The following is a 23,433-nucleotide window of genomic DNA, read 5'->3' on the forward strand; positions in this document are numbered from 1 at the left end:
TCAAACTAATCATTATCTTTATACTTTACAACTATCTCGTCTTTTTCAACCATTTTAAGTTTTTCTCTAGCAACTTTTTTTATAAATTCTTCACTATCAACTTTTTGAAGATTTTCTTTAGCCTCTCCAATCTCAGAGTTTAATTTATCTTTTCTTTCTTGTAAAGTTTGAATCTTATTATTCAATCTGTTCTTTTCTTTGACTTGATAAACATAAGTCTTTCCAAAAACTATACATAAAACAAGAAATATTAAACTGTAAACTCGAATTCGACCCTTATTTCTTTTATTCATCAAGTCATCACTCCCATCTAACATAGATTATATAATAAAATATATAATTTTTCAATACTTTTAAAGATTTTCATACATTTTTTGTGAATCTTCTTTCTTTTGACTGTCAGTTATATCTAAAACTCTAATTTTAACTTCAGAATTTCCAAATTTCAAATCTATAACATCTCCAACTTTGACTTCATCGGATGGTTTCATAGGCTTTCCATTTCTAAAAACTCTTTCTTTTTCACAAGCCTCTTTTGCAACAGTCCTTCTCTTTATAAGTCTTGAATTTTTTAAAAATTTATCAATTCTCATTAAATATTATACTCCAACACAGCATCTATTTGATAGTCTTTATTTTTTTCTCTACCTTTTAAGTCTGTTAACTCCATTAAAAATTGCATTGAAACAACTTCTGCACCTTGTGATTCTATTAATTTTGCACAGGCATTAATTGTTCCACCCGTAGCAAGTAAATCATCCACTATTGCTACTCTATCACCAGCTTTTAAAGAATTTTTACATATTTCAAGTACATCTGTTCCATATTCTAATGCATATTCATAAGAAACAGTTTCTCCAGGTAATTTTCCAGGTTTTCTAACTGGAATAAACCCGATATTTAAAGCATAAGCAACAGCAGATCCAAAAACAAATCCTCTTGCTTCAGGTCCAACAATATAATCTATATTTCTATTTTCTAAATTTTTTTTCATAATATTTACAGCTTCTTTAAAAGCTTCTGCATCACTAATTAATGTAGTTATATCTTTAAAACTGATTCCTTCTTTAGGAAATCCTTCAATAACTCTTATTTTTGATTTTAAATCCATAATTTCCTCCTAAAATTTTGCTGGCTACTCATTATATAACATTTTTAAATTTTTTGCAATGATTTAGGACAATATATCAAATTTAAAATATTTTTCGGTAATACTTAATCATTATATTTTAATAAATCTTCCTGTAATTGCAACAGTCCAAGTCTTCCCAAATGTGTAGCATCTTTAAAGAAATATTTTGTATAAGAATATTTACTATAATCTATCAAATTTACATTATTCTTTTCAGAAATTTCTCTAATTCTCTTATAGTAGTATTCTATCTCATCTTGAGGAACACCAGTATAGTCCGCCCAATGTCCTTGAAGTGGAACTAAAATTAAATTTACCTTGAATCCTAAATCCTTAGCGACATCTAAAAATAATTGTAAATCACCATATTCTTCTTCACTTCTATACTTAGTGTTTTTAGCTGATCCCTTAAATTTATCAAAATTTTTCTTAAAGTTTTTATCAAAATATTTATTATACATAAAAAATTTGTTTTCATTTGATTCTTCTTTGGCTGTTTCTAATGCTTCTTTTCTTAACTGATCCCAATCAAATTCTTTAGGTGCTTTTTTATCATTAACACTATCATCTCTATGGTATGATTTTAAAAATTTGCTGTTTGCAATTAATTTATATTTTTCAGCATTAGCTTGATTTATGGCATTGTCAACTGGGTTATCTCTCTTTAATCCTTCTACCATTCTAGTTACAATAGAATTATTTTTTGAAAGTTCTAAAATTCTATCATATATTTTTTCTTTAGTTTCTTTAGAAATTTTTTCACTCTTATATAAATTATATAAATGGTCTATTGAAAACCTTGGTTGAAATGCTTCGGGACTTAATCCATGCTTTTCAAACCATTGCATAGACAATATTAAATTAACAGTCTTTACAGGAGATTCTTCACCAATAGAACCTAAAGTTATAGCTTGAATTAAAGATTGATAAAATCCTTCTCCAATTTGCATAATATTCTTATCAGAATAATCTAATAAGTGTTTTGGATGTTCTTTCCAATCACTAGTTACTATAAGTTCAGAAGATCCTAAAAGTATAATAGTGCCCTTTCCTATGTTTTTTGTAATTGCATCATGAGATTTATATTTATTTGGAGAGTCATTATATCTTATAGAATTATTTTTAACTGTTAATTCATCAAATTCGTTTTTCTCCCTGTTAGTATAAAAATGTAAAAATGTAAAAGAAATAATTACTGATAAAATTACCGATACTGCTAATGCTTTTAATCTTTTCATAAACGCTCCTAAAATTTAATATATAAAATGTTCCAATATAATATTCAATTAATAAATAAAAAATTATAGATTTTTTAAAAGTTTAAATATAATAAAAAATTTTAAAAAATCCATAAAAATTCTCTAATAAGTTTATAACACAAACTTTAAACTAAACTAAAAATATAATATATCTATCGCACGATTAATATTATAACATAAAATTTATAAAAATAAAAAACTTTAGCTAAATTTATACTACATTATTTATTATGACGATATATTACAAAAATGACTTATGTTGATAATAAAAAACTACTATGATATAATTTATTCAAATATTAAAATACTTTTCTTATTCTTAATATTTTAGATGAAAAAAACATAAAAATATAGTTTATTGTTTAAAAAACTATATAACAATTTTTAGGAGTGCTTATGAAAAGATTAAAAGCATTAGCAATTTCATTTATTTTGTCTATTTTTCTTTCTTCATTTATATTAACATCATATTCTAAAAATATTGATAAAGATATAACTGTAAAAAATAATAGTATAAAATATAATACTCTATATTCAAAATATAATTCTTACGATGTATTAACAAAAAATATAGATGAAAATACAATTTTACTTATGGGTTCTTCTGAACTTGTTGCTACTTTAGAAAATGAAGAACATCCAAGACAACTATTAGATTATTCTGATAAGAATATCATGCAAATCGGTGGTGGCCATTATCAAAGCTTATTACAATCAATTGTTCTAGGTTCTATCGGAAGTGACATTCCTGTTAAAAAAGTTAATCTAATAATATCAATGCAATGGTTTGAAAAAAATGGTATAGCAAAAGAAGCATTTGAAAGTAGGGTTTCTTTAGATCACCTTTATCATTTCTTTGGTAATAAAAATATTTCCAATAGTACTAAAGAAAAAATGTACAACAGAATAAAAAATTTAACGGATTCAACAAGTTTTATAAATTCGACTTTAGATAATATCTTTTCACCTGAATTCTTTAACAATCTTATTAATCCTATTTTTAAGTATAAATATAACTTACAGGAAAAGAGGAATTTCGTTAAAAAATATAAATATGATAGCTCAGTAAATTGTAGAAAATTCAATGGACTCAATTGGGATGTTCTAGAAGAAAAAGCTATTGAAAGAGCAAAAAAAGAGACATATAATAATAAGTTTTATATAGAAAATGAATATTATAACGAATATATAAGAAATGATTTAAAAAAATACGAAGGCTATATGAATAAACAAAGCTATTCTGAAAGTCCTGAGTATGAGGATTTAGAGTTATTCATTAACGTTGCTAAAGAACTTGGTTACGAAGTTAATTTGATAATGATTCCTTTACAAGGTTACTGGGCAGATTATACTGGAATTTCTAAGACATCAATAAGTGAATATTATGATAAAATAAAAAAAATAGCATCTGAAAATGAAGTCCAGCTTACAGATTACAGTATGTATTCTTATAAACCATATTTTTTCAAAGATATAATGCATTTAGGAAGATTAGGTTTTTTACAATTACAAAAAGATTTACTAGAAAATGAAGATTAAAAAAATAAGGAGTAACATATAGCAGTTACTCCTTTTTTGTAATGAATTCCTATAAATAATAAATATTTATTCTAATCCTTAAATATTATTTTAAAAATTACTATATATAAATTCTTTTACAACATTAAAATCATATAATATACAAAATATTATTAGTGAGGTAATCATTATTGTATAAAACACAACTCTAAATAAGAATTCTTTTGTTTCTTTTTTTACCATAATCTACCTCCTATTATTCGTAAAATGTAAACAAATTTTTCTGAGAATATAAAGAACCCAAACATAACCAAATTAAAAGTTATAAAAATAGATGTGTATTCAAACCATTTTTTGTTTTTATTATTTTTATAAAATTTAGTCTTTTGAAATAATTCTGTAAATGCAAGAATAACTCCATGATACAATCCATATAAAAGATAACTGAAGTTTAACCCATGCCAAATACCCATTACTGTCATATTTATTACATAGGCAACCATAGCAGTAGTTAGCGAACTTTTAAAAGTTTTCCTCTTAAACATTGTAAAAACTAATCTACTAAAAATAAAATCTCTAAACCAATGTGATAAGCTAATATGCCATCTATTCCAAAAGTCTTTCATATCTTTTGCCAAAAACGGTTTATTAAAGTTCATCGGAGTTTCAATTCCAAAAATTTTACTAACTCCAACAGCCATTAAGCTATACCCTGCAAAATCAAAAAACAAATAAAAACCATATAAATACATATAAGTTAATAGATTAGGAATTGTATATCTCATTTCAGAAATAACATTGATTTTATCATAAAGCAGTTGAGATAAAATCATTTTATAAACTAGACCTTGTAATATATACTCTATTCCCTTACCTAACTTATCTAAATACTCAGACCTACTAACTGTAGCTTCCAAATCTTTAAAAAAACGTCTACTTCTATCAATTGGACCTGATGCAAGGGTTGGAAAAAATATCATAAAAGATAAATAGTCAACAAATTTCACTTCTTTTATTAAATTATCTTTAATTTCTATAAGTATTTGCATTACTTTAAAAGTTATATATGATATTCCTAAAAAACCTAATTTATAATTAATTTTCGTAAATGGTAATAAGCGAACCAAAATAAGTGGTAATAAACTTAAAAATACAAATATAGAAACTTTTCCAAAATTTTTCTCTATTTTAAGTTTTAAATATATTTTTATTAATAAAAATTCATATAGTATAAAAATAATTAACGAGATAAGAGAATTTATTTTTTTTGAATATACTAAAAAGCAAAAAACTAGAGATACCCCTAAGATATAGTATTTACTCTTCTTTTCTCTAATACCTAAAATAATCGCAGGTATAGATATCAAAATAAATACTAACCAGAAATTTAATCCACTAAAAAACTCCATTTTTACTTCCTACTGTTTAAAAATTCAATTATTTTATTTGGAGTATTAACAACTTCCTTATCTAATTCCATTATTCCTAAAGTTATTCCCAATCTTTCTTCAACTTCAACAATAAATCTAACAAGTCCTAGAGAATCCATTAGACCTTCTTCAAAGATATTTAAATCAGGAGTGTCTCTTAAATCCTCTTCACAAATATCTTCTAAAATTTCAAAAACTTTTTCTTCCATAATAATCTCCCTATCTATTTTCTATTATTTTCTTCAATTCTTTTCTATCAACTTTTCCATTATTATTCATTGGTAATTTTTCCAAAAATCTAAATTTTTTTGGTATCATATAACTTGGAATATACTTTTTTAACTCTGCCTTTAAAAATTTTGCATACTCTTTTTCATCAGAAACACTATTACTTACAACAAATGCTGTAATACTTTTTACTTTATTGTCTGAATCATAATTTGGCAATGCACAACAAGAGCTTATTCCAATAATATTTAAAAGATTGCTTTCAATATCTCCAAGTTCAATTCTATAACCATTTAATTTAACCTGAAAGTCTTTTCTATTTGAGAAAAATAAATTACCGTCCTTATAATATCCTAAGTCCCCTGTTTTATAAGCTCTTTCATTATTATCTGTAGTAAAAAAAACTTTTTCAGTTTGAATAGGATTCTTATAATATCCACTACTTACTGTATCTCCTATTATTACAATCTCACCAATTTCTCCATCACCAAGAATTTTTTCGTCATCTCTAATTTCAATTCTACTTCCATTTTTAACATCTCCAAGTGGAAGTATATCAAATTTTTCTAAAACTTCATCTGTAATTAAAATATCAGTAACACATACTGTTGACTCAGTCGGCCCATAAGTGTTAATTATTTTTGCATTTGGAAATCTCTTTTTTAATCTTTGTGCTGTTTTTTTAGTAAGAACTTCTCCACAGAACAGAAAATATTCAATATTCTTTATATTATCAGAATTAAATTCCTGTAAGGATAAACACATGTCTGCAAACGAAGGTGTAGAAACCCAATTTGTAATTCCAGATTTTTCTAAATTTTCATAAAGTTTATAAAAATCTTGTTGTTTCTCCTTAGTTATAGCAAATAAAGTAGATTCTGAATATAAAGATAAATATAAATCCATTACTGATAAATCAAATGAAAAAGGTGCTTGATTTAAATAAACTTTATTTTTTTCATTTCCTACAACATTGTGAATCCAACCAATATAATTATTTAAATTATCATATGTAATCTGAACACCTTTAGGTTTTCCAGTACTTCCAGATGTAAAAATTATATAAACTATATCTTCTGGTTCAATTTTATATAGATTTTCATTTGAAATATCATCATATTTTTCATCATAAATAATATCTAAAACATCTTTTCTGTTTAAAACGCTAAATTTTTTATCAACATCAAAATCCTCTGTAAAAATAGAAAATTTTGAATCAGTAACAGTCAACACATCTTCAACCCTATTTCTAGTAAAAGAAATATCCATAGGACAATAAGGATGTCCTGATTTTGTACAAGCTAAAAAGCTAACTAACATTAAAAAATCTTTATGCCCATAAACTGCAATTGCATCTTTATTCCCAATCCCAAAATTTTTCAGAATATATTTTGCAAGTCGATCTGAATATAACATAAGTTCCCTATATGTAATGGATTTATCATCACATATATAGGCAATTTTTTCCGAACTTTTATAACTATTAAAAGTTTTTAAATACCCCACGAAAAATCCTCCCAATCATAATAAATTATAAAGTTAATCTCGCTACAATAGTAATCGTTTTATTTTACTTATAATTTAATATATATATATATAATTCATACAATATTCTTATAATAACAAACTCAATTTCAGATAAAACATATCACTACTAAGCATACATATTTTATAATAGTAACTTTAAATAAAACTAAAATACTAAATAAATTAGCAATAATTATTATCCTATAAAATATATTATAACAAAATTATAAGAAAAACGAAAGACTGAAACTACAACTATAAACAAATATTTCAACTTTTTTATATAAAAAATATATAATTTTAATAAAACAAAAAAATACTGATGTATCTAAACATCAGTATAAAATATTTTTTAAACAGCTGCTACTGCTTCAATTTCTATTAAAGCGTCTTTTGGTAATTTAGCAACTTGAACTAATGCTCTGGCTGGTTTATGATTACCAAAGAATTCAGCATATACTCCATTAATTGCTTCAAAGTCATTCATGTCTTTTACAAAAACATTAACTTTAACAATACTTTCTAAATTTCCCCCACCTGCTTTAATAATTTCTAAAACATTTGTTAAACTAGCAAGTGTTGCAGCTTTTATTTCAGTTTGTAATTCTCCGTTTGTAATTGGTAATTGTCCAGAAACAAATATTAAATTACCAACTTTTCCAGCTTGTGAATAAGGTCCAATTGCTGCTGGAGCCTTATCAGTTTTTAAAAATTCTACGCTCATTTTCTTACCTCCTAAATCTATGCCCACAATCTTTCAAGATTGTAATAGCTTCTATAATCTTCTGTCATAATATGAACTATAATTTCTCCACAGTCCAATAAAATCCAATTTCCATCTTTATATCCTTCTGTACTTAAACAGTCCATATTATTCTTTTTTAATTGGAACTCAATTTCATCGCAAATAGCTTGATTGTGATTAACTACGCTTCCAGTTGCAATTACAAAATATTCAGCAATAGATGACTTACCTTTTAAATCAATACTTACAACATTTTTTGCAATCTTATCATCCAATGCTTTCAATATAATATCAAGTTTCTCCATAATATCACCTCATATTTACTAAATAATCTCTTGCTTTAATTGACAAGGGATGAATTTTTTGAGATTTTTTTTCTAAATATTCAAAACTATCGTTTAAAAATTTTATTATAGCTTTGTCAATATCATAATCTGCAATTTTTCTAAGTTCATCAACTGTATCATACTCTCTATTAGGCTCAATTTTATCTGAAATAAATAAAATCTTTTCAATTAAAGACATATTCTCTCTCGCTGTTGTATGATAACGAACCGCTGAAATTATTTCATTATCAAAGATACCATATATATCTTTACAAACAGCTGAACCTATTGGTGCATGTTGAATTTTTGGATTATTTTTTTCTTCAACATCCAATATTATATCAGAATTTAGCTTTTTATTCAACATATAATATTCTTCTAGGTTCTTTGCACAATCATGAACGAGACCACTTAAATAAGCCTTATTTTCATCAGCCTTATAAATTTTCGCAAGCCTTCTACAATAATCTGCTACTCTTAAAGAATGTTCATATCTATTCTTTGTAAGTTTTTCTTTTAAATCTTTTTTAATCTTTAGTATATCAAAATAATTAAGCTCTTCATAAATATAATTACTTACTTTTTCAGGCACAAGATATTTTATAGATTTTTTTTCATTAATTCTGTTCCTAATTTCGGTAGATGAAATAGAAATAACAGAATTTTTAATTATATTAATATCGTATTTTTCAATTATCTCTTTATTTTTTTCTAAAATAAAATTATAATCGTATTTTCTAAGAAAAACTATTACTGAAGTAAGCTCTAAAAGTTTTTCATATTTATACCAAGACCTTATATTTAAAAACTCGTCATCTCCCATTATGAAATAAAATTTATCTGCTCCATTGTAAAAATTTTCACTAATGGTATTATAAGAGTAATGAACTTTTGTAGAGTCATTTTCTACAAGAGAAATTTCAAAATTCTCATTATCTTCTAAAGCTAATCTTAACATATCAACTCTTGCATCAAAAGTGAACTTATCGACAGCCTTATGTGGAGGATTTGCATTCGGGAGAAAAACTATCTTATCAAGTCCCGTTTCTAGCAAACAATCCTCTGCAATTTGTAAATGTCCGTTATGAATAGGTGAAAAGCTTCCACCAAAAATTCCAATTTTTTTCATTATTCTGGTAACTCTATTCTATTTTCATCTTTTCTTTTTCTTCTGTAAATAACAAATTTGTTTCCAATATGTTGAACAAACTCTGCTCTAGTTTTTTGTAAAACTAAATCTACTGTTTCTTTATTATCATCTAAATTGTTATTTAGAATTTTAATTTTTATAAGCTCTCTTTTCTCTAAAGCCAAATCTAGTTGTCTAATAGTTTCATCATTAACTCCATACTTGCCTATATTCATAATAGGTTCCATAGAGTGAGATAATGACTTTAGAAATGCTCTTTGTTTTGGATTTATCATATTTTCTCCTTACTATTCAAAAAATTCAAATTCCATTTCTCCAATTACAATGGATTGACCTTCTTTTACACCTTTTTGTTTTAATTCTTCAATTACTCCCTTATCAGTTAAAACTTTTTGGAAATATTTTAAAGAATCATAATCTTCAAAATTTGTTATATAAACTAAATAGTCGATAAGAGGTCCTTCAACATAGAATGTTCCATCTTCACTATAAATTTCATAAGCCTCTTTTTCAACTTCTTCTATATATTCATAATCTTCATCAAAAGTTTCATAATCAATCTCAATTTTTGATAATTCATCAAATATTTTATATTTTAATTCCTTTACTCCCATTTGAGTAACAGCAGAAATTTCCAATACTGTTCTATCTTTAAAATATTCTTTTACTCTTTTTAAATTCTCATCAGAAGTAAGTAAATCTATTTTATTTGCAACAATTATCTCTTTTTTATTTTTAATATTTTCATTATAAAGCTCTAATTCCTTATAAATTGTATTATAATCTTCAATAGGATCTCTTCCTTCAATTCCAGAAACATCTAAGACATGTACTAAAAGTCTTGTTCTTTCAACATGTTTTAAAAATTCAAAACCAAGTCCAATTCCCTCGCTAGCCCCTTCAATAAGACCAGGAATATCAGCTATTACAAATGATTTATTTTCTTCAACTCTACAAACTCCTAAATTAGGTTCTAATGTTGTAAAATGATAATTTGCAATCTTAGGTTTTGCATCACTTAAAACAGAAAGCAAAGAAGATTTTCCAACATTTGGAAGACCGACCAGTCCAACGTCTGCAATTAGCTTTAATTCTAATTTTATAGTTCTTTCTTCACCCTTTGTTCCGGGCTGTGCAAAACGAGGGGCTTGTCTTGTACTTGTGGCAAATCTTGCATTTCCCTTTCCACCTCGGCCACCTTTAGCAACTATAAATTCATCATCTTTAACTTTAAAATCGTGAATAACTCTATTAGTTTCAAAATCCTTAATTAATGTACCAACAGGGACTTTTACTATTAAATCTTCTCCTTTTTTTCCATATTGTTTTTTTGTTTTTCCATTTTCTCCATTTTGAGCAAAGTAATGTTTTTTATATCTGAAATCCATAAGAGTTCTTACTCCCTCGTCAGATATAAAAATTACACTTCCGCCATCTCCTCCGTCGCCACCGTAAGGTCCACCATCAGGTTCATACTTCTCTCTTCTAAAAGAAACACAGCCATCTCCACCTTTACCGGCCTTTAATTCTATTTTTGCAATATCTATAAACATATTAACCTCTTTTTCTTATTTAATTTTAAAAAAGATTGAAAGCTCAATCTTTTTTTAATGACAAGCTCATAATTATTTTTCATAGTTTTTAAAAATTTCTTTATAAGCTCTAATTCTATTTTCTTTATCCGCAAAAACATCTGAACCTGAAACTATCAAATCTGCTCCAGCTTCAATAACATCTTTAATATTTGTGGTTTTTACACCACCATCAACTTCAACTATAACATTTAAATTTCTTTCTCTTATTTTTGCTTTTAAATTTTTTATTTTATTAATAGCTGAAGGAATAAAACTTTGCCCACCAAAACCTGGATTTACACTCATAATTAAAACTAAGTCCAAATCTTCTAATACATAGTCTAAAACTTCAATATTAGTTGCAGGATTTAAAGAAACTCCGGCTTTCATTCCTAATGATTTAATATAAGAAATAGTTCTATGAAGATGTTTACAAGCCTCATAATGTACAGTTAAAATTTCTGCTCCTGCATCCTTAAAGTTTTGAACATATCTATCAGGGTCTTCTATCATCAAATGAACATCAAAAACCATATTTGTTAAAGGTCTTAACTGTTTAATTATCATTGGTCCAAAAGAAATATTCGGAACAAACATTCCATCCATTACATCTAAGTGTAAATACTTAACTCCATTTTTGTCTAATACTTCTATTTCAGATTTTAAATCTGTAAAATCAGCTGATAACAATGATGGTGATAATTCTAACATTTAATACCTCCTATTTTTTAGATATTCATTTAAGTAAAAGATATAACTGTCATATCTACTTTTACTTATACTTCCACTTTCTAATTTTGATTTTACATAACAATCCGGTTCATTGATATGTTTGCAGTCAGAAAACTTACATTTAGAGCCAAATTCAAATTCTACAAATGCATCTCTAATTTGAACTTCACTATCTATAAATTTAGTAAGATCAAGAGAAGTAAAACCAGCCGTATCAATGATGAATGAGTTATCAAAAAATTCATATAAAGTAGCGGCTCTTGTTGTATGTTTACCCCTTTTTGTCTTTTTACTTATATCTCCAATCCAAATATTATAATCCGGATTTAAAAAATTTAAAATTGTACTTTTTCCAACTCCTGAAGCACCTGTAATAACTGAAATTTTATCTTTACAAATTTCTTCAAATAATTTTCTATTGTCTAAACTAATGCTATTAAAAATTATCTTATAACCAAGTTTATCATAAATATTTCTAAAATTAATTTCTGTTTCTTTATCAATTAAATCACACTTATTCAAACATAAAATTATTGGAATTTTCATTACTTCATAGTACATTATATATCTATCAATAATTTTATATGAAATTTCTGGGTCTTTTAAAGAAAAAACTATTATAGCTTGGTCTACATTTACAACTGGAGGTCTTAAAATTTCATTTTTTCTATCAAAAACTTCAACTATACATGCTGTATTATCAGCAAAAATCTCAATTTTAACATTATCTCCAACCATTGGAGTGAATTTTTGTTTTCTAAAAACTCCTCTAGCTTTTGACATATATCTACCAGTTTTAGTTTTTACATAATATAAATCTTTTGAAATATCAAATATAACGCCAATTTCAAACATATTAATTCTCACCTGATAAAATAAGTTCTCCATTTACATAAACATTAAATTTTTCACTAGATTTTGCTTTTATATTTATTGTTAGCTTCCCGCCACCTGTAACCATAGTTTTTTCATATAGCTTTGTTTCACCATTTTCAGTATTTTTAGTTACCATTAAAAGATAATTCTTGTCTGGTTCATTTATTGTATACTTTTTAGTAACGGAATCAGCTTCACTATAAGAAGTCAAGTTTAACACATTATCCTTAGTTGTCTTTCCTGAACTTACAACAATATCAATTTTAGTAGATGCATCAACTTTTACACCTTTTCCATAAGATTGCCAAATTACAGTTCCCGCTTTTTGTGAATCAGCTTTTTTCTCTGTTTTACCAACAGCAAGTCCGCTATCATACAATGCCTTTATTGCATCAGCTTCAGTTTTCCCAATCAAATCTGGAACTTCTACCTTTTTATCTTCTTTTCCTCTACTTACTACAATATCAATTTTAGTTCCTTTTTCAACTTCATCTCCATAGTTTACACTTTGACTTATTACTTTATTTTCATCAACTTTATCGTCATATTTTCTTTCAACTTTACCCAATGCCAAATTGCTCTTTTTTAATAGCTCTTCAACTTTTTCAAACTCAACATTTGATAAATTAGGAACAATTGTTTTATTCTTACCTACACTTACAGTCAATTCAACATTCGTTCCTTCTTTTGCTTCAGCATTTGGTGCTGGCGATTGTTGAACAATTTTTCCAGCTTCAACAGAATCATCATTCACAGTTTTTACTATAAGTCCATTAAGTTTCTTTTCTTTTAACACCCTAATAGCTTCATCTTTATCTAATCCAGTTACTGGAGGTACTTTAACAGTATTAGTAGCTTTATTAGAAACAGCTAATCTATATATAAAGAATACAGATGCGACTATAAGTAAAGCTAATACAACATAAGTTATACTATAATCGAAAATCCCCTTTTTCTTTTTTAATTGTTCTCTGTTTTTATTATTATTTTTTATAATAGGTTTATTAAAATCATTTTGCTTATCAGCCTTATACACAGATTCTCTATAAAAAGCTCTATCGGTATTATCATTAAATGTAGCTCTTTGATTACTTCCTACATTCTTTTCTTCTAAAGCTTTTATAAGACTTTCTGCACTTTCAAATCTATTTTCTGGATTTTTTTCCATACATTTTACAATTATAGAATTTAGCCAAGGTTCCAAATTTGGAACAAGTCTAATTGGTTCAACTAATGGCTCATTTATATGTTGCATTGCTATTCCAACTGCGTTATCTGTATCAAAAGGAACTCTTCCTGTAACCATTTCATACATAACAACACCTAAAGAATAAATATCTGATTTTTCATCAATAAATTTCCCTTTTGCTTGTTCAGGTGAAATATAATGCACTGTTCCAAGTACAGAAGAAGTATAAGTTATAGTTGAACTTGTAGCAATTCTTGCTATACCAAAATCTGTAACTTTAACATTTAAATTTTCATCAATAATAATATTATGAGGTTTGATATCCCTATGTATTATATGATGTTTATGAGCACAATCTAAAGCATTGGCTATCTGTTTAGAAATAGCAACAACAGCATTTGAATTTAATCTGCCCTTATCCTTTATTAATTCATTTAAAGTCTTACCTTTAATATATTCCATTACAATATAGTTAAAAGTCTTGCCATCTTCTATATGTTGACCTACATCGTAAATTTTAACTATATTTTGATTGTTTAAATTAGCAACAGATTGAGCTTCTATAACGAATTTTTTTATAAATTCTTTATCTTCAAGATATTGTTCCTTCAAAACTTTAACGGCAACAATTCTTTTTAAATAAATATCCTTAGCTTTGTATACAATGGCCATCCCGCCAATTCCAACTTTTTCAATTACCTCATATCTGCCATTTAAAATTGATCCTAACATAAAATCTCCTCATCATTTTTAAAAATTCCAACAGTAACATTATCTCTTGCTAATCCACTTTTAACAGTAGATATAATATTATCAACCATTTCTTTTGCACTGTATTTAAAGTCTATCATTTCTGAAATTTCGTCATCATCAAGTTCATTTGTAAGTCCATCAGAACAAACAAGTAAAATATCTTTTGGCTTAATTTTAATAGATTCAACATCAACTTCAACATGTTTTTCCATTCCAATTGCTCTTAGAATAGAATTCTTATCATTATAATTTTTCACTTCTTCTTCAGTTAATGCACCACTTGAATATAAATATTGAACTAAAGAATGATCTTTTGTTAACATTCTAAAACTTTCGTCTTTAATATATATTCTACTATCACCAACATGTCCGAAGTATAAAGTATTACCATCTATCAAAAGAACTTCTAAAGTTGTTCCCATTACTTTTTTAGAAATTTCTTCTTCTCCAGAATTTATTTCTAAATTAAGCTCATAAATAACTTTATTAGCTTCACAAAAAGCATCTATTAATAGGAGGGAATATTCGGAATATAGTTTATAATTATTTTTTATATAATTCATAACTATACTTACTGCACGACTTGATGCAATTTCTCCATTATCATGTCCTCCTACACCATCCGCTAAAATTAGAATATTTAGTTTTTCAAATTTTTCAAAAAGAAAATTGTCCTCATTATTCTCCCTAACATTTCCTTTATCCGAATTCATATAAAAAGACATAAAACACTCCTTTAAAATATCCTTTATGAAAACCTATAATTTTCATAAAAGTATTATATTCTAAATATCTTAATAAGTCAAGTTTTGTTTTTTTAAATGTTGATATTTCAATATTCTATTTTTAAAAATCAATTCTAAATTACAATATAATTTACCTACATTAGACATTTATTTAAAAAGTTTTTACAAATAATTGAATTTTTTTAATCTAATTATTTATTATTATACAAATGACAATTTTGAATATAAGTGATTATTTGTATAATAAAAAAGCAACCTAATTATTTATGGTTGCTTTTTTATACATAATATTATTTCAACAATTCAATAGCTTTTTTTAATTGTTCATCATCTTTTAAATGTTCTATTCCAGTTTTAGAATAATTCTTTTGTTCAACTTTATAATCGGGTTCTAACCCAACTTTGTGTATTTTAGTTCCATTAGGTCCAAAATACTCAGCAATGGTCATCTTTATTCCTTCAGATTTTCCTCCATTATTTATTGGAAAAATAGATTGAATTATTCCTTTTCCAAAAGATTTTTCTCCAACCAATGTAGCTTTCTTATTATCATGAAGAGCAACACTTAAAACTTCAGAAGCTGACGCTGAACCTTTGTTAATTAAAACTACTATTGGAATATCTGTTCCTTTTCCTGTAGCTTTTTCAACCGTTTCTTTTCCTTTACTATCTACAATTTTCATAATTGTAGATTCAGGTAAAAGTTTATCAGCAACTTGCTTAACAGATGTCAATAGCCCTCCTGGGTTATTTCTAAGGTCAATAATTAAAGATTTTGCTCCCTTACTCAAGCCATCATCAATAGCCTTTTCAAAGTCAGTACCTGTTTTTTCAGCAAAGTTAGTAATTTGAACATATAAAATTCCATTATCTAAAAGTTTTGAATTTACAGATTCCGTAGTTATCTCTTCTCTCTTTAATGTGAAATCTATTATCTTTTCTTCAGAGTCTACAATTCTTTTAACTGTAACTTTGACCTCAGTACCAATTTCTTCATTACCTCTCATAAGTTTAACAGTTGACTCTAAATCATTCTTCTTTATTTCCTCATCATTGACTTTTACTATAATATCTTCTGCTTGTATCCCAGCCTTTTGGCTTGGACCACCTTTTATCGGTGCAACAACTACAATTTCTCCATTTTCATTTACACTAACTTGAACACCTATACCAACAAATTTTCCTGTATTAGTTTTTTGAAGTTCTTTCATATCTTTTTCAGTCATATATTGAGTATAAGGATCTCCTAAAGAAGAAAATATTGCTTTTTTAATTTCAGTATTCATTTTTTCATAATCAATATCGAAATAATACTTTTCTTTTATTGCATCAACAAAAGGTTTAAAACTACCATAATCCGAAGTTTCTTCAGTTTTAGTATTAGTAACTGATGAAACTGATGAATTTTTTCCAGCCTTATATGATACAAATGAGCTTAAAAATATCATAAAGACCAGAAAAACCGTAAGTTTTTTATTTTTTATCATATATTATTACTCCTAGTGATTCAAATATCTAAGTGGATCTACTGGTGAACCGTTATATCTAACTTCAAAATGTAAATGTGGTCCTGTTGAATTTCCTGTAGAACCTACTAGTGAAATAACTTGTCCTTTACTTACTTTTTGTCCAGCTCTTACAACCAAGCTTGAATTATGTCCATATACAATAACAATATTATTTGTATATTTAATCATAACAGCATTACCATAACTTCCATTCCATCCTGCTGAAATAACTACACCATCTGTTGCAGAGTAAACAGGAGTTCCTGTTGGAGCAGGAATATCAATTCCTCTGTGTCTTTCTCCACCTTGACCAATTGGTGCATTTCTCCATCCAAATGGACTTGAAATTCTATAATATCCACTTAAAGGCCACATCATCTCTCCATTTGATGGACGAGAAGTTATCTTGCCTTCATCAATATCTTTTTGAATTTTCTTTTCGTTTATTCCTCTTAAAATGTCTGCTTTTACTTTTTCTTCAAAGCTTATATTTGCATTTAGATTTTTAACTTTATTTTGTAATTGATCAATTTCTGATTTTGTATATTCAATATTTTGTTCCAATTTAGCAATAAGTTGTTTATTCTTTTCAACTTCTTCAGTATAAGCTTGATACTTTACTTCCATTTCTTTTTTCTTAACTACTTTTTCTTCTTTTCTTGCTTCTAATTCTTCTTTTTCTTTTTCCAAAGCAACTTTATCATTCTTCAAGCTTGTAATTAATTTCTTATCATAATCAGCAATTGATTGCATCATAAAATATCTTGAAATAAAATCTCTTATATCTGATGCAGAGAACAAAACTTCAATAGAATTTAAATCTTTATTACCATACATTACACGAACTCTTTTCTTAAAAAGTTCTTGATTTTCTGTAATCCTATCTTCTAAGATTGTTATTTTTTCTTTAGAAGCTTGAATTTCATCAGATATTTTAGATATTGCATCTTCTAACTCTGTAAGGTCTTTGTCTAACTGATCAATCTTTTTTTGCTTTTCAACAATTTCCTTGAACGCCTCATCCTTTTCAGTAGTCATATCTTGAATTGATTTCTTTTTATTTTCCAAATTCTTTTCTTGACTTTGTTTATCTTTCTTTAAATCATCTACTTTATCAGCATAAGAAATTATGCCTGAACCAAACATTGAAAACACAAGAATCCATGCTACAAATCTTCTCTTTTTCATCACAACCTCCTACACTTTCATATATTTTCTACTTGAGAATATTGATGCTAATACTCCGATACCAATACTTATTGCAAAATATGCAATAGCTACATAAATACCAAAAACATCAACTGGTAACAAATAATTTGAGAATATATTTCCTACTCCCCAAGCAAAGCTTTTATAAATATATTTATAAATAAAGAATATTATTGTAAAAGATATTCCAGCACCAATTATACCAAGTAACATACCTTCTACGATAAACGGCCCTGTAATACTCATATTAGTTGCGCCTATGTATTTCTTAATACTTATTTCTTTTCTCCTTGCTATAACTGTTAATTTAATTGTTATCGACATTATAAAGAAACTTACCATTAATAGTACAGCAACTAATGTAATTCCTACATATTTAACCATTTCCGATACTTTTGCTATCTTATCAACAATATCTTTATAATAAACTACTTTTTCTACATCTTTAACATTATATATGCTAGATGCAACAGCATTTGAATTTTCTATATTCTCAACCTTCAATTCAAAGCTTTCAGGAAGGGCAGATTCCATACCCTCTAGTAAAAATGAATTTTCTTTCCATTGTTCTTTCATTTTTGCTAAAGCTTGTTCTTTTGAAACATAGTTTACTTCTTTTACATTTTCTATTTTTTGTAATTCTTCTTTAATTTTTGCAATCCTTTCGGATGTAACTTCAGGTGTTAAAATAACATCTATTTGATCAACCTTAGTCTTCATATCTTCTACTATATTATTAGCTACAAAAACTCCAAAAGTAATTCCACCAAGAATTAAAAGCATTGAGCAAATAGATACTATTGATGCAACACTCATAGATTTATTTCTCCAAACACCTACAAATCCTTCTCCTATGGCAGAAAAAAATCTTCTAATTGAACTCATCAAAATAACCTCCACGTTCTTCGTCATTAATCATTGCGCCATGATCCATACTTATAACTCTTTTCTTAAGTTTATTAACTATATCTTTATCATGTGTAGAAACAATAACTGTTGTACCTTTAGCATTTACATCCAAAAGTAACTTCATTATATCTTCTGAAGTATTTGGATCCAAATTTCCTGTTGGTTCATCAGCAATTAAATACTTAGGTCTATTTATAAGAGCTCTTGCAATACAAACTCTTTGTTGCTCTCCACCTGATAATTGATTTGGAAATGAGTCTGCTCTATCTGACAATCCAACTAACTCTAAAATTTCAGTTACTCTTTTATTAATAACTCTTTTTGAAACTCCTAGAATTTGTAATGGATACTTTATATTGTCAAAAACAGTCTTACCTTCTAAAAGTCTAAAATCTTGAAATACAACACCCATTGTTTTTCTAAGTTGCGGTATTTTTCTGTTTCTCAACTTAACTATATTAACATTATCAACAATTATTTCACCTGATGTTGGTTTTATTTCTCTTAAAAGCATTTTTATGATACTTGTTTTACCTGCACCACTTGCTCCAATTAAGAAAACGAACTCTCCATCTTCTACTTTGAAACTAAGATCTTTCAAAGCACAAACGTCGTTTTTATATACTTTATTTACTTCTATAAATTCTAACAAAATATCACCTCAATTAAATTTCTAACCAATCGACAGTACTATTATATCATAAAATTTATAAAATGTAGTAAAAAAAGCAAAAAAAGTTACAAAATAATTACAAATATATTACAAATAATTAACATTTAGCAAAAATATTCTATTTATTATCAAAATAATATAAAACTGAACGTCCTGTTTTAAATTTATTTATGTTATCAAAAAAATCTAAATAGTTATTATGATCAAATAATTTTATTCTTTTCTTTATTTTTTGTAAAACATCATTAGTAACGCTGAACTCATCAATTCCTAGCAAAATTAAAAGTTCAACAGCATCTAATTCACTTGCAAAGTTTCCACACATTGAAACTATTTTTCCGTTTCTGTGAGCAATATCTACAACACGATGAATTGAACGAATAACTGATGGGTTATAACAATCATACAATTGTTGCATCTTAGAATTTTCTCTATCACATGCTAACATATATTGAACCAAATCATTTGTTCCAATACTCACAAAATCAACTTCTTTAATCAAAATATCAATAAGAAAAACTGAAGCAGGAGTTTCTATCATAATCCCAAACTCAATATTTTCATCAAAATCCACTCTCTCTTCTCTTAATTCATCTTTGATTTTTAATATTTCATTTTTTATCCACATGACTTCATCTAGTGTTGTTATCATTGGAATCATAATTTTTATATTTCCAAATGCAGATGCTCTTAAAATTGCCCTTAAATGCTTTCTTAATTCCTTATAAAATTCTTTATAAATTCTAAAACCTCTAAGTCCCAAGAATGGATTTTTTTCCTCATCCAACTTAAAAAACATAGATTTTTTATCAGCACCAATATCAAAAGTTCTAATTACAATAGGTTTGTCTGTACTTTGAGCAAGCTTTTTAAAAATTTCAAATTGATACTCTTCCGTTGGAGATTCATCAGACATAAATAAAAACTCTGTTCTAAACAACCCACATCCATCTGTACCATTCTTTAAAGATACTTCAAACTCTTCAAAACTTGAAATATTACTACATACTCTTATATATCTATTATTTTTTGTTCTTACTATATTCCTATCTAAAAATTCTTTTTGCGATGATTTCAATAAATTTTTATATGAATTAACTACATCTTCGTCAGGATTTAAAAACAATTTTTCTTGATTACAATCTAAAATACAATCAAAGTTCTTATCCTTTAACTCTTGAAAATCAAGAGAATCACATATTATATAAGGAATTTGTAAATTTTTTGCATATAAAGAAGCATGTGAAGTTTTTCCACCATTTTTTGAAACTATACCAATTAATTGATCTTTATATTTATCAATTATTTTTGGTGATAAATTTTCTGTAAAAAGCACAAATTTATTTTCATATATTTTAATTTCTTCAGTTGATGTTAAAGTTCTAATAAACTCTTCTTGAATTGAAATATAATCATAAATTCTATCTCTCATATAATCAGAATCTAGATTATTCAATTCATAGCAAATATGACTAATTGTCTCTTCTATTGATTTTTCTAAAGATTTATTTTCAGTCAATATTTTACTTTTTACACTATCTTTTAAAAATGGGTCATCTATTAATTCAATATGAACATTTAATAAACTCTCTAATTTTTCATCTTGAACTTTTATCCTATCAGATTCTAAATAACTTGATAATAAACTTTCAAACCTTGTAATTTCTTTCTCTTTATCATTGTCAGATATTTTTTCTTGAATAAAATTCTTTTCATAAAATAAAGTAATTGCCTTACCATAAGCAATTCCATTAGAAACGGAAAATCCATCATATACTTTCATAATACTCCACCAAAAAAGCTCCTCTTTCGAGAAGCTATACTTAAAATTAATCAGCTAAATTTTCTATGAAGTTAACAACTTCCCCTAAAGTTTTCTCTTCATTTTCTCCATCAACTCTCAATGTTACTTCTGTTCCCTTAGAAATACCTAAACTCATAACATTAAAAATACTTTTCGCATCAGCAACTTTGTTATCTAAAATAATTTCAATACTTTCATCAAATTTCTTAACAAATTGAACTAAAGATGCAGCAGGTCTAGCATGTAATCCTGTTTCATTTTTTATTATAACGTTTTTTTCTATCATAATAAGCCTCCTAAGTTTCTAATATTTAAACTACATATATATTTTACCATTATTGTTTAAACAATTCAATAGTTTTACTAAATTTTTTAAAAACGTTTTTCATAACTAAAACAAATAATTTTTTAAAAATTAATATAATAAAAACTCATAGGAAATTCACATATTATTTATACTTTTAATATGAACTTCAGTCTATGAGTTTATAATTAATTCTTGCTTAGTGAAAATAATTCTATGCTTCTTCTTCTAAAACGCCCTGTCTAAGTTGTCCACAAGCTCCATTTATATCATCACCCTGTTTCTTTCTTATCGTGGCATTTATTCCGTAATTTTCAAGCATTGACTTAAATACATAAATATATTTTGTACTAGGAGCCTCTCCATCAAATTCTTTTATTGAATTTAAAGGAATTATATTAATATGGCAATTTAATCCTTTTAAAATATTCTTAAGCTCCAACGCATGTTTTTTTGAGTCGTTTTGCCCTTTGATTATTGTATATTCAAAACTGACTCTTCTTGAAGTTTTATCAAAATAATATTTACAAGCCTTTAATATTTCATCAATTGAAAAATTATCTGAAATAGGCATTATTTCTCGTCTTTCATTTTGAAATGGATTATGAAGCGAAATTGTAAGTGTTACGGGTAATTTTTCATCAGCTAATTTATAAATATTATGGACAAGTCCACAAGTTGAAATTGTAATATTTCTTAAACTCAAATTTTTACCTTTTTCAGAATTTATAATTTTCAAAAATCCTATTACATTATTATAATTATCAAGTGGTTCTCCAATACCCATAATAAAAACATTATTTATAGTTAAATTCAAATCATTCTCTATCAGATAAATTTGATTTAACATTTCAGCAGAAGTTAAATTTCTTTTGAAATTTTCTTTTGTTGACGCACAAAATGTACAGCCCATTCTACAGCCTACTTGACTTGAAATACAAACAGTACAATAACTTCCATAGTCCATAAATACAGTTTCAATTATTCTATTATCATATAATTTAATCAAATATTTTTTTGTATTATCTAGCTTTGATTCATATTTTGTATAAATTGAAGAAGTATTTATATATCCTATTTCCTTTAGTTTTTCAATTAAAACTTTAGGCAGTTGCTTGCAATTTTCTATTTCAAAGTTTTTCTTTTGATGCATAAATCTAAAAAATTGCTCAGCCCTAAACTTCTTTTCTCCCAAACTTAAAAATAAATCTTCAAGCTCTTCAATTTTCAAAGAGTTAAATTCTATTTTTTTATTTCCCATTCTTTTCTTCCTTTAGAATAAAATCTCTCAACAAATAATCAACAGACATAAAACGAACTTGTTTTTCTTGAACTTTTCCCTTTATTTTTCTAATCAATGTATAAGCAAGTTCTCCTGCAAGTCCTGCTCCTCTTGCCGTAATTATATTGTCATCAATACAAATTGCATCTTCTTTAACATTTGCATCAAGCAACTCATCTTCCATTCCCGGATAAATAACTGCATTTCTTCCGGATAAAACACCTGCTTTTGCAAGAACTGAAGGTCCTGCACAAATCGCAGAAATCAACTTGCCCTCTTCGTCAAATTTCTTTATTATATCTAAAACTCTTTTATCATCTCTGATATCAAAAGCAGCAGGAAGTCCACCAGGAATAATAATTCCTGCATATTCTTTTAAATTTATATTTTCAAACAAATCATCAGCTAAAACAGTTATTCCTCTATTACTTGTAACTTGAAGTTTTCCTGTAATTGAAATCATATCGACCTTAATATCCGCTCTTCTAAGATAATCAACTTGAGTAAGTGCTTCAACTTCTTCAAAGGTATCTGTTAAAATTAAAATATATCTATCCAT

The 23,433-nt window shown here is 26.4% G+C and carries 26 protein-coding genes; 1 reads left to right on the forward strand and 25 read right to left on the reverse strand.

All coding sequences use genetic code 11. The annotated features are described in order from the left end of the window. Positions 1-5: 5 nt before the first annotated feature. From RWJ08_RS02185 to dltD (RWJ08_RS02200), 4 genes are all read right to left on the reverse strand, one after another. The gene (locus RWJ08_RS02185) at positions 6-293 is read right to left on the reverse strand and encodes a septum formation initiator family protein (RefSeq protein WP_009372834.1); all 288 of its coding nucleotides are present in this window, start codon (positions 291-293) and stop codon (positions 6-8) included. Positions 294-353: 60 nt separating this feature from the next. Continuing rightward, on the reverse strand, positions 354-593 hold the full coding sequence (locus RWJ08_RS02190) for an RNA-binding S4 domain-containing protein (protein ID WP_009372261.1): 240 nt from the start codon (positions 591-593) through the stop codon (positions 354-356). After that, entirely contained in the window at positions 593-1,111 is a 519-nt protein-coding gene (locus tag RWJ08_RS02195) for an adenine phosphoribosyltransferase (protein ID WP_009372315.1), read from the reverse strand. Before RWJ08_RS02195 ends, RWJ08_RS02190 begins: the two co-directional genes overlap by 1 nt. A 104-nt stretch (positions 1,112-1,215) precedes the next feature. Then, a complete protein-coding gene (gene dltD / locus RWJ08_RS02200; protein ID WP_313960908.1) occupies positions 1,216-2,370 on the reverse strand; it encodes a D-alanyl-lipoteichoic acid biosynthesis protein DltD in 1,155 nt (384 codons plus the stop codon). A 417-nt stretch (positions 2,371-2,787) separates the two neighbouring features. Here dltD (RWJ08_RS02200) and dltD (RWJ08_RS02205) point away from each other — a divergent pair, with 417 nt between their 5' ends. Beyond that, positions 2,788-3,930 (forward strand): D-alanyl-lipoteichoic acid biosynthesis protein DltD, encoded by a 1,143-nt coding sequence (gene dltD / locus RWJ08_RS02205; protein WP_313960909.1) that lies wholly within the window; start codon positions 2,788-2,790, stop codon positions 3,928-3,930. A 90-nt stretch (positions 3,931-4,020) separates the two neighbouring features. Here dltD (RWJ08_RS02205) and RWJ08_RS02210 read toward each other — a convergent pair whose 3' ends face one another. The 21 genes from RWJ08_RS02210 to RWJ08_RS02310 all read right to left on the reverse strand — a co-directional run bounded on the left by RWJ08_RS02210 (position 4,021) and on the right by RWJ08_RS02310 (position 23,433). Continuing rightward, positions 4,021-4,152: a hypothetical protein gene (locus tag RWJ08_RS02210; RefSeq protein ID WP_009372389.1), complete on the reverse strand. Its 132-nt coding sequence runs from the start codon at positions 4,150-4,152 to the stop codon at positions 4,021-4,023. Further along, the gene (dltB, locus tag RWJ08_RS02215; protein ID WP_313960910.1) at positions 4,146-5,318 is read right to left on the reverse strand and encodes a D-alanyl-lipoteichoic acid biosynthesis protein DltB; all 1,173 of its coding nucleotides are present in this window, start codon (positions 5,316-5,318) and stop codon (positions 4,146-4,148) included. The genes RWJ08_RS02210 and dltB overlap by 7 nt, the downstream gene beginning before the upstream one ends. A gap of 2 nt (positions 5,319-5,320) precedes the next feature. Further along, positions 5,321-5,548 (reverse strand): D-alanine--poly(phosphoribitol) ligase subunit DltC, encoded by a 228-nt coding sequence (gene dltC / locus RWJ08_RS02220; protein ID WP_293438696.1) that lies wholly within the window; start codon positions 5,546-5,548, stop codon positions 5,321-5,323. Positions 5,549-5,558: 10 nt separating this feature from the next. After that, positions 5,559-7,073 carry a D-alanine--poly(phosphoribitol) ligase subunit DltA gene (dltA, locus tag RWJ08_RS02225; protein ID WP_313960911.1) on the reverse strand — a complete coding sequence of 505 codons (1,515 nt, stop codon included), beginning with the start codon at positions 7,071-7,073 and terminating at the stop codon, positions 5,559-5,561. 373 nt (positions 7,074-7,446) lie between these two features. Continuing rightward, entirely contained in the window at positions 7,447-7,818 is a 372-nt protein-coding gene (locus tag RWJ08_RS02230) for a RidA family protein (RefSeq protein ID WP_293438692.1), read from the reverse strand. A gap of 17 nt (positions 7,819-7,835) precedes the next feature. Then, positions 7,836-8,144, reverse strand: coding sequence for a ribosome silencing factor (gene rsfS, locus RWJ08_RS02235; RefSeq protein WP_313960912.1), 309 nt, complete (start codon positions 8,142-8,144; stop codon positions 7,836-7,838). Between the two features lie 4 nt (positions 8,145-8,148). Beyond that, positions 8,149-9,294, reverse strand: a complete 1,146-nt coding sequence (gene nadD / locus RWJ08_RS02240; RefSeq protein WP_313960913.1) for a nicotinate (nicotinamide) nucleotide adenylyltransferase — start codon at positions 9,292-9,294, stop codon at positions 8,149-8,151. Further along, positions 9,294-9,590 (reverse strand): ribosome assembly RNA-binding protein YhbY, encoded by a 297-nt coding sequence (yhbY, locus tag RWJ08_RS02245; protein ID WP_009732731.1) that lies wholly within the window; start codon positions 9,588-9,590, stop codon positions 9,294-9,296. Before yhbY ends, nadD begins: the two co-directional genes overlap by 1 nt. A gap of 12 nt (positions 9,591-9,602) precedes the next feature. Next, on the reverse strand, positions 9,603-10,868 hold the full coding sequence (gene obgE / locus RWJ08_RS02250) for a GTPase ObgE (RefSeq protein ID WP_009372763.1): 1,266 nt from the start codon (positions 10,866-10,868) through the stop codon (positions 9,603-9,605). A 72-nt stretch (positions 10,869-10,940) separates the two neighbouring features. Further along, entirely contained in the window at positions 10,941-11,600 is a 660-nt protein-coding gene (rpe, locus tag RWJ08_RS02255) for a ribulose-phosphate 3-epimerase (RefSeq protein ID WP_313960914.1), read from the reverse strand. Next, positions 11,601-12,476, reverse strand: coding sequence for a ribosome small subunit-dependent GTPase A (rsgA, locus tag RWJ08_RS02260; protein ID WP_313960915.1), 876 nt, complete (start codon positions 12,474-12,476; stop codon positions 11,601-11,603). A gap of 1 nt (position 12,477) precedes the next feature. Next, on the reverse strand, positions 12,478-14,418 hold the full coding sequence (gene pknB, locus RWJ08_RS02265; RefSeq protein ID WP_313960916.1) for a Stk1 family PASTA domain-containing Ser/Thr kinase: 1,941 nt from the start codon (positions 14,416-14,418) through the stop codon (positions 12,478-12,480). After that, positions 14,412-15,164 carry a PP2C family serine/threonine-protein phosphatase gene (locus RWJ08_RS02270; protein WP_009372446.1) on the reverse strand — a complete coding sequence of 251 codons (753 nt, stop codon included), beginning with the start codon at positions 15,162-15,164 and terminating at the stop codon, positions 14,412-14,414. Before RWJ08_RS02270 ends, pknB begins: the two co-directional genes overlap by 7 nt. 311 nt (positions 15,165-15,475) lie before the next feature. Next, positions 15,476-16,672 carry a S41 family peptidase gene (locus RWJ08_RS02275; RefSeq protein ID WP_313960917.1) on the reverse strand — a complete coding sequence of 399 codons (1,197 nt, stop codon included), beginning with the start codon at positions 16,670-16,672 and terminating at the stop codon, positions 15,476-15,478. A 12-nt stretch (positions 16,673-16,684) separates the two neighbouring features. Continuing rightward, positions 16,685-17,881 (reverse strand): murein hydrolase activator EnvC, encoded by a 1,197-nt coding sequence (locus RWJ08_RS02280; RefSeq protein WP_009372321.1) that lies wholly within the window; start codon positions 17,879-17,881, stop codon positions 16,685-16,687. A gap of 9 nt (positions 17,882-17,890) precedes the next feature. Next, complete coding sequence (ftsX, locus tag RWJ08_RS02285) at positions 17,891-18,787, reverse strand: permease-like cell division protein FtsX (RefSeq protein ID WP_313960918.1); 897 nt, start codon at positions 18,785-18,787, stop codon at positions 17,891-17,893. Further along, positions 18,774-19,463: a cell division ATP-binding protein FtsE gene (gene ftsE / locus RWJ08_RS02290; protein ID WP_009732814.1), complete on the reverse strand. Its 690-nt coding sequence runs from the start codon at positions 19,461-19,463 to the stop codon at positions 18,774-18,776. Before ftsE ends, ftsX begins: the two co-directional genes overlap by 14 nt. Positions 19,464-19,602: 139 nt before the next feature. Then, positions 19,603-21,267 (reverse strand): phosphoenolpyruvate--protein phosphotransferase, encoded by a 1,665-nt coding sequence (gene ptsP, locus RWJ08_RS02295; protein WP_313960919.1) that lies wholly within the window; start codon positions 21,265-21,267, stop codon positions 19,603-19,605. 46 nt (positions 21,268-21,313) lie between these two features. Then, on the reverse strand, positions 21,314-21,574 hold the full coding sequence (locus RWJ08_RS02300; RefSeq protein WP_009372701.1) for an HPr family phosphocarrier protein: 261 nt from the start codon (positions 21,572-21,574) through the stop codon (positions 21,314-21,316). A 232-nt stretch (positions 21,575-21,806) separates the two neighbouring features. Continuing rightward, the gene (gene rlmN / locus RWJ08_RS02305) at positions 21,807-22,853 is read right to left on the reverse strand and encodes a 23S rRNA (adenine(2503)-C(2))-methyltransferase RlmN (RefSeq protein ID WP_313960920.1); all 1,047 of its coding nucleotides are present in this window, start codon (positions 22,851-22,853) and stop codon (positions 21,807-21,809) included. Next, positions 22,843-23,433, reverse strand: a complete 591-nt coding sequence (locus RWJ08_RS02310; RefSeq protein ID WP_313960921.1) for a DJ-1 family glyoxalase III — start codon at positions 23,431-23,433, stop codon at positions 22,843-22,845. Before RWJ08_RS02310 ends, rlmN begins: the two co-directional genes overlap by 11 nt.

The sequence above is a fragment of the uncultured Parvimonas sp. genome (assembly GCF_963524015.1).
GTDB lineage: Bacteria > Bacillota > Clostridia > Tissierellales > Peptoniphilaceae > Parvimonas.

Excerpts from the sequence above, each read along its gene's own strand:
- RWJ08_RS02185 (WP_009372834.1), bottom strand. The coding sequence starts at position 293 with ATGAATAAAAGAAATAAGGGTCGAATTCGAGTTTACAGTTTAATATTT.
- RWJ08_RS02190 (WP_009372261.1), bottom strand. The coding sequence starts at position 593 with ATGAGAATTGATAAATTTTTAAAAAATTCAAGACTTATAAAGAGAAGG.
- RWJ08_RS02195 (WP_009372315.1), bottom strand. The coding sequence starts at position 1,111 with ATGGATTTAAAATCAAAAATAAGAGTTATTGAAGGATTTCCTAAAGAA.
- dltD (WP_313960908.1), bottom strand. The coding sequence starts at position 2,370 with ATGAAAAGATTAAAAGCATTAGCAGTATCGGTAATTTTATCAGTAATT.
- dltD (WP_313960909.1), top strand. The coding sequence starts at position 2,788 with ATGAAAAGATTAAAAGCATTAGCAATTTCATTTATTTTGTCTATTTTT.
- RWJ08_RS02210 (WP_009372389.1), bottom strand. The coding sequence starts at position 4,152 with ATGGTAAAAAAAGAAACAAAAGAATTCTTATTTAGAGTTGTGTTTTAT.
- dltB (WP_313960910.1), bottom strand. The coding sequence starts at position 5,318 with ATGGAGTTTTTTAGTGGATTAAATTTCTGGTTAGTATTTATTTTGATA.
- dltC (WP_293438696.1), bottom strand. The coding sequence starts at position 5,548 with ATGGAAGAAAAAGTTTTTGAAATTTTAGAAGATATTTGTGAAGAGGAT.
- RWJ08_RS02230 (WP_293438692.1), bottom strand. The coding sequence starts at position 7,818 with ATGAGCGTAGAATTTTTAAAAACTGATAAGGCTCCAGCAGCAATTGGA.
- rsfS (WP_313960912.1), bottom strand. The coding sequence starts at position 8,144 with ATGGAGAAACTTGATATTATATTGAAAGCATTGGATGATAAGATTGCA.
- nadD (WP_313960913.1), bottom strand. The coding sequence starts at position 9,294 with ATGAAAAAAATTGGAATTTTTGGTGGAAGCTTTTCACCTATTCATAAC.
- yhbY (WP_009732731.1), bottom strand. The coding sequence starts at position 9,590 with ATGATAAATCCAAAACAAAGAGCATTTCTAAAGTCATTATCTCACTCT.
- obgE (WP_009372763.1), bottom strand. The coding sequence starts at position 10,868 with ATGTTTATAGATATTGCAAAAATAGAATTAAAGGCCGGTAAAGGTGGA.
- rpe (WP_313960914.1), bottom strand. The coding sequence starts at position 11,600 with ATGTTAGAATTATCACCATCATTGTTATCAGCTGATTTTACAGATTTA.
- rsgA (WP_313960915.1), bottom strand. The coding sequence starts at position 12,476 with ATGTTTGAAATTGGCGTTATATTTGATATTTCAAAAGATTTATATTAT.
- pknB (WP_313960916.1), bottom strand. The coding sequence starts at position 14,418 with ATGTTAGGATCAATTTTAAATGGCAGATATGAGGTAATTGAAAAAGTT.
- RWJ08_RS02270 (WP_009372446.1), bottom strand. The coding sequence starts at position 15,164 with ATGTCTTTTTATATGAATTCGGATAAAGGAAATGTTAGGGAGAATAAT.
- RWJ08_RS02275 (WP_313960917.1), bottom strand. The coding sequence starts at position 16,672 with ATGATAAAAAATAAAAAACTTACGGTTTTTCTGGTCTTTATGATATTT.
- RWJ08_RS02280 (WP_009372321.1), bottom strand. The coding sequence starts at position 17,881 with ATGAAAAAGAGAAGATTTGTAGCATGGATTCTTGTGTTTTCAATGTTT.
- ftsX (WP_313960918.1), bottom strand. The coding sequence starts at position 18,787 with ATGAGTTCAATTAGAAGATTTTTTTCTGCCATAGGAGAAGGATTTGTA.
- ptsP (WP_313960919.1), bottom strand. The coding sequence starts at position 21,267 with ATGAAAGTATATGATGGATTTTCCGTTTCTAATGGAATTGCTTATGGT.
- RWJ08_RS02300 (WP_009372701.1), bottom strand. The coding sequence starts at position 21,574 with ATGATAGAAAAAAACGTTATAATAAAAAATGAAACAGGATTACATGCT.
- rlmN (WP_313960920.1), bottom strand. The coding sequence starts at position 22,853 with ATGGGAAATAAAAAAATAGAATTTAACTCTTTGAAAATTGAAGAGCTT.
- RWJ08_RS02310 (WP_313960921.1), bottom strand. The coding sequence starts at position 23,433 with ATGGATAGATATATTTTAATTTTAACAGATACCTTTGAAGAAGTTGAA.